This is a genomic window from Ralstonia sp. RL, from assembly GCF_001683835.1.
Taxonomy (GTDB): Bacteria; Pseudomonadota; Gammaproteobacteria; order Burkholderiales; family Burkholderiaceae; genus Ralstonia; species Ralstonia mannitolilytica.
The window spans coordinates 1-5140 of the sequence record NZ_LWRX01000221.1 but is presented as its reverse complement, the minus strand read 5'-3'; the positions used below and the strand labels follow the sequence as shown (position 1 = coordinate 5140).

Genomic DNA, 5140 nt, shown 5'->3' with positions numbered 1-5140 from the left:
GACGAAGCCGCGCACCTGCGCCAGGGTGTAGTCGAGGATGTCGGGCAGGCGGTGCCCGTGTTCGATCAGGTGCTGGACGGTGTCGAACCAACAGCCGTCACGGGCGGCAGCTTCGCCGCCGGGAACAGACCGTCGAGCTTCGGGATCACCGTCCGGGTAAAAAAATCGGCGTTCACCTCGATCACCTTGGCCGCCAGCAGGATCGCTTCGTCGGCGGCCAGCTCATCGACCCACGCGCGGGGCTTGCCGACCGCGATGGCGATGGCCGATAGCAGGTCGTCGCCGCACTCACCGAACAGCGCCAGCCAGTCGATCTCGCTGGCGGTGAGCTGCTGCATCACCGGCGAGATCGCCCGCAGGAAGCTCGGCATCTGCCCGACCTTCAGCGGTTTGATGACCAGCGGCTCACCGTCGATGACCAGTTCGATGCTTTGCGGAATCAGGGCTGCCAGGTCACTCATGGCGGCCCCCATCAGAGCTGCACGATGCGGCCGAACTGGCCGAGCACCGCGTCATAGGGCTTCGTGGTGTCGGCCAGCAGCGAGCCTTCCAACTCGAACTTGTTGTACTCGTCCGAGATGAAGGAGATTTCCTTCAGCGGATCGAAGGCCACGCGGTACAGCTCGACCAGCACCTTGGCGTTGCCTTGCGCGGTGTTGATGCCCTCGAGGCGCAGGTAACGCTCGGGCAGCGCCTGCGTGAAGATGCCGATCTCGGTGGCGACGCCGAAGGCGTAGCTCGCCTTGAACGGCGCGGTGAAGCCGGTGGTATCCAGAAACTGGAGGGCACCGAAGTCGGTGTCGGCGGTGTAGTTCGCGCCCAGGGCCAGGGTGGCAGGCGTGGCCGCCGAATCCACCACGACGAGAGACGACACCTTCGGGTGGGCCAGGAAGTAGCGGTCGCCCGGGGTCGGCGTTGCGCCGCCCACCGGTTCGGCGGTGACCGTGCCCGGCGTGCCCACGACGTGGTTGCCGTAGAGGGCCAGCGCCAGGTTCTCCTTGGTGAACTCCTCGATGGTGAGGTTCACGGTGGCGGACTTCTGCTTGACCATCCGGTGATCGAGCGAGCGCTGGCCGGTCTGGCTCTCGTAGTGCTCCAGCACATCGGTTTTGAGGGAGAGCTTCAGCTCGGCGACGTTGCCGGGCGAGCGCACTTCGATGGGAAGGCCGTCGGTGTCGCGCTTGCCGAGGAAGACGCGCCCTTGGAAACTGGCGTAGGTGCTCATGGCTTGGGTTCCTTGCGTTGAATGGGAGGAAGGTCGGTTTCAGTCCGGGCGGGCTTGGCTGGCGTCGTGGTGTCGCGCGTGGCAATGTCGTGCGCCAGCAGCCATTCGGCGGTGTCGTCGTCGACCTCGATGCGGGCGCCAATCCCGTAGGACTTGCCCGCGTGGGTATGCGGGCGGGTCAGAACGAGACGTGTCGGTTGTGGGGTCATGGGTGGTCATCCAGGGGTTGAGAGGTCATTGGCCAGCGTCCGGTACGTGATGCGGTAGCGCGCTGGAAGCGCCACGGCGACCGCGTCGGCGTCCTCCACCTCCCACTCGCATTCCTGCTCGCGGATGCTTAAGCACAGCCCGCCGAGATTCCCGTCCGCCATCAAGGCGGCGTGGGCGGCGGTGAGCAGCCGGTCGGCTTCGGTTTCCGGGACGGCGGGCGGAACGGCGCGGGCCAGCGCCACGACGCGGACGGTGAATTCGCGCGTGACGCGGTCGTTGGCACGTTCGGTGATGGACTCGGATTCGGGGAACAGTGCCAGCGCCGGACATTGCTCCCGGCTGATGGCCACCGTGGGCGAGCGGTGCAGCGTTGCCCCTAAGCCTTCCGCATGCGGACGGACAGCCGCCAGCGCCGCGAGCAGGATCTGTTCGCGGATCGAATTGCCTGCCATCGCTCAGACCCTCGTCAGGGTCGCGCGCATCTCGGAACCATCGCCCACGGCCCGGATGTCACGCACCACGAAGGTCACGCCATCGATTTCGACCGGCTCGCGCTGTGCGAGCCCAACGAAGACGGACGCGGGATAGGTCACCACGTACTCGGTGCTCAGGCTCAGGCCGTCGAGCACCGTATCGTCCGGAGCGGCAAAGCCGACCGGGTGGCGCTGCGCTGTCGTGCCGTCCGAAGGACGCCAGAGGCAGTCCTTCAGGAGCCCGGCGTTGGTGGCCGCCTCGTAGATCTGCTCGACGAGGTTCATTACGCCACCGTCAGCTTGACCAGCACGCCGGGGCGATGGCACATCGGCAGCGGGTTGGACTGCGTGTGCAGATCGGTTCCACGGTCGAACTTGCGCGGTTCCTGCTTGGCGTACAGCGGCTGGCCGACCGTGTTGACGGTCTCGTTGAAGTCCGCCGGCGCGAAGTAGGTGCCGAAGGTGTCGATGGTGCCCAGCGGGAAGGCATGGGCCTCACCAGCGGCGATGAAGCGGCGCGCGGTGCCACTGGCATCGGTGGCCTGGCCCCGGTACTCCTCGAAGGTGATGCCGCCGTAGGTGAAGCCGCGACGCACGTCGTTGATGAGGATGGCCCCGTTCTGCCAGTTCTCGAACGCCTTCTCGACCTTGGCGTGACCGGTGAGCGCGGCGAAGAACTCCGGCGAGCACAGGCAATGGACGCCGTTCATGAACTCGCCTTTGAGGTTCTCCTCGATGGTCGCGAGCACCGTGGTGCATTTGGCTTTAACGTTGGTGCCCGCCGTGCCCAGCTCGAAGGCTACCGTTTGCTGCGTGATCTCGAAGGCGTCGAACAGGTCGTAGAGCACCGAGCCGTCCGCATCGAGGATCACGCCCTTGAGCGCACCCATGCGCAGGTGCTCCAGCGTGATCGCATGTTTGTTGCGCATCGTCTCCAGATGGCGTGCAATCACGCCTGCGACCGTCTCGGTTTCGGTTTCCGAACCGAAGGCGCGGGTGCCTTGCACCTCTTCGGGCAGCACCACGTCGTCGTGCGGAATATGCGGCACGACGAAGGAGCGCAGCTTGCGCTTGCCACGCACGCCGACCGTGCCGGGCGAACCCGGGGGCAGCGTGGGCAGCAGGTTGAGCACGCCGTTCATTTCCTCGACGACGATCTGGCGCTGGCGCACGGGCTTCGCCGGCATCAGGTTCAGTTCTTCCAGACGCCCGTAGCGGTTGGGAAGGATGTTGATGGCGGCGGTCAGCGCGGCCATCGAGAAGGCGGGATTGCTGAAGGGGTTGTTCATGGTCAGGCTCCTTGACGAACGAGCACGCCCAGCGCCTTCAGTTGCGCGATGGCGGCGAATTGTTCGGCAGTGGTGATGGCGTCGGGCCAGGCGAGTGCGTGGTGGGCGACGATGGCGTGGCGTGCGACGACGAGGCCGTCATCACGGTCGATCAATGCGGCGTCGCAGGCTTGCAGCAGAACGCCTGCGGCGACCTGCGTGCCGTCCTCGGCGGACGGATCGAGCTGCTTGTACTTACCGGTGGCGGTAACGATGCCGAGCACCGTACCCAGCGGCAGGTTCTGGCCTGCGGCCACGGTGACGCGGTCGCGCGAGTACAGGTTGGGCGCCTCGTACTTCAGCAGGTCGCCCAGGTTCAGCGGTTCGGCGAGAACGGACATTTCAGAACTCCTTCTTGGTGGATGCCGCCGCGATCTGCTTGGCGGCCTCGATCAGCGGATTGCCGGCCGCAGGGCGCGCGGCATCGGGTGCGATGCGGCTGGTGATTTCGGGACTGGCTTCGGCCTGCGCCGCGAGCAGTTGGCTGCGCACTTTCGCGGGCGAGTCGTTGGCTTCGAGGAAGCCCGCGATCAAGTCGGTGCGCCCGGCCAAGGTGCAGGTCTGAGCGATTTCGACGGCGTCGGCCACGGTCATTGCCGTGGTGGTGGCCGATTGAGAAGGACTGCCAGCAGGATCAGCAAGAGGCCGATCAGCAGCAGCGGGGTTGGTTCGATCATTCATGGAAGACTCCATCTGGTGGTTGCGAAGAAAGCCCGCTTGGCTGGCCGGAGCCACCTGAGTCGGGAGAGGGGAAAGCGATTGCGTGAGTTGTGTGAGCGCGTCGTCGAAGCCGCCGACGGCATCGGCCAGACCGGCGGCGACGGCGTTCGAGCCGAAGAACAGGCCCGCTTCAGTGGCGCGAACGGCGTCCGCGTCGAGGCCGCGATGGCGCGCGACCGTCTCGACGAACAGGTCATAGACGCGATCCACCTCGGCCTTGAGGACGGCGTGGGCCTCGTCGGAGATCGGCTCGTGCGGGTTGAGGTCGTTCTTGCGCTCGCCCGCGAACACGGCGGTGTAGCGAACGCCGTCTTTGGCGTCCTTGACGGACTGATCGACGTGCATGGCGATGACGCCAATCGAACCGACGCCGCCGGTGCGCGCGACGAACACGCGGGTGGCGGCGGACGCCAGCGCGTAGGCCGCCGAGAACGCCATGTCGTTGGCCACGGCCCAGACGAGCTTCACTTGCGACGCCGCGCGGATGCGGTCGGCCAGATCGAACACGCCGCCCGACTCGCCGCCCGGTGAATCGATGTCGAGCAAGATCGCAGCGACCTCGGGGCTGGCCAGAGCGGCGTCCAGTTGCGCGGCGATGCCGGTGTAGCTGGCGAGACCCGATTCGGCTTCGAGGCCCGAGGTGCGGCGCACCAGCGTGCCGTAGATCGGGATGACAGCGACCTTGCCGCTGACCGGCGCCGGCGCGCGCGCCGCTGGCGTGTAGCCCATAGGCGCGGCGAGATCGGCGAGGCCGATGCGTGCGCCGAGCACGGATAGGATGACGTCGAGTTTCGGGCGATGGATCGCCAGCGGCACGCCGAACAGGCGCGCCGCCAGGTGAGGCAGCACGGTCATGGGAATCCTTCGGGGAAAGCGGTCAGGCGATGGAGTCGCCGCCGGTGGCGTCGGGTGTGACGGCGTTGCGGTTGGGTTCCGCCCCATCACGCACATTCGCGCCGTCCTTCGACGTATGGCGAGGGTCGGAATCGAAGATCAAGCCGAGGTCGTCGGCGCGCTGGTTGTCGGCGGCGATCTCGCGGTCGACGTCTTCGGCGTCGTAGCCGTTGGCCGAGATCGCTTCCGAACGGCTCATCAGGCCCGCGCGGATGGCGAGCAACATCGCCTTGAATTCCTTCTCGGGATCGACCCACTGCCAGCCCTGCGGAATCCACTTCACCTGCAGG

At 66.5% G+C, this 5140-nt stretch carries 8 protein-coding genes and 1 pseudogene; all 9 read right to left on the bottom strand.

All coding sequences use genetic code 11. From position 1 onward, the window contains the following. Window positions 1-65: 65 nt before the first annotated feature. A complete protein-coding gene (locus A6M56_RS20120) occupies window positions 66-461 on the bottom strand; it encodes a DUF6631 family protein (RefSeq protein WP_102080954.1) in 396 nt (131 codons plus the stop codon). 11 nt (window positions 462-472) lie between these two features. Continuing rightward, window positions 473-1225: a phage tail tube protein gene (locus A6M56_RS20115; RefSeq protein ID WP_102080552.1), complete on the bottom strand. Its 753-nt coding sequence runs from the start codon at window positions 1223-1225 to the stop codon at window positions 473-475. Continuing rightward, the gene (locus tag A6M56_RS20110) at window positions 1222-1434 is read right to left on the bottom strand and encodes a DUF7210 family protein (RefSeq protein WP_102080553.1); all 213 of its coding nucleotides are present in this window, start codon (window positions 1432-1434) and stop codon (window positions 1222-1224) included. Before A6M56_RS20110 ends, A6M56_RS20115 begins: the two co-directional genes overlap by 4 nt. 6 nt (window positions 1435-1440) lie before the next feature. Further along, a complete protein-coding gene (locus tag A6M56_RS20105; protein WP_102080554.1) occupies window positions 1441-1887 on the bottom strand; it encodes a hypothetical protein in 447 nt (148 codons plus the stop codon). A 3-nt stretch (window positions 1888-1890) separates the two neighbouring features. Beyond that, on the bottom strand, window positions 1891-2193 hold the full coding sequence (locus A6M56_RS20100) for a head-tail joining protein (RefSeq protein ID WP_102080555.1): 303 nt from the start codon (window positions 2191-2193) through the stop codon (window positions 1891-1893). Beyond that, on the bottom strand, window positions 2193-3197 hold the full coding sequence (locus A6M56_RS20095; protein WP_102080556.1) for a major capsid protein: 1005 nt from the start codon (window positions 3195-3197) through the stop codon (window positions 2193-2195). The genes A6M56_RS20100 and A6M56_RS20095 overlap by 1 nt, the downstream gene beginning before the upstream one ends. A 2-nt stretch (window positions 3198-3199) precedes the next feature. Then, complete coding sequence (locus A6M56_RS20090) at window positions 3200-3577, bottom strand: head decoration protein (protein WP_102080557.1); 378 nt, start codon at window positions 3575-3577, stop codon at window positions 3200-3202. Between the two features lies 1 nt (window position 3578). Further along, window positions 3579-4811: a S49 family peptidase gene (locus A6M56_RS20085; RefSeq protein ID WP_102080558.1), complete on the bottom strand. Its 1233-nt coding sequence runs from the start codon at window positions 4809-4811 to the stop codon at window positions 3579-3581. 22 nt (window positions 4812-4833) lie between these two features. Continuing rightward, window positions 4834-5140, bottom strand: a pseudogene (locus tag A6M56_RS20080) (phage portal protein); the annotation flags it as partial.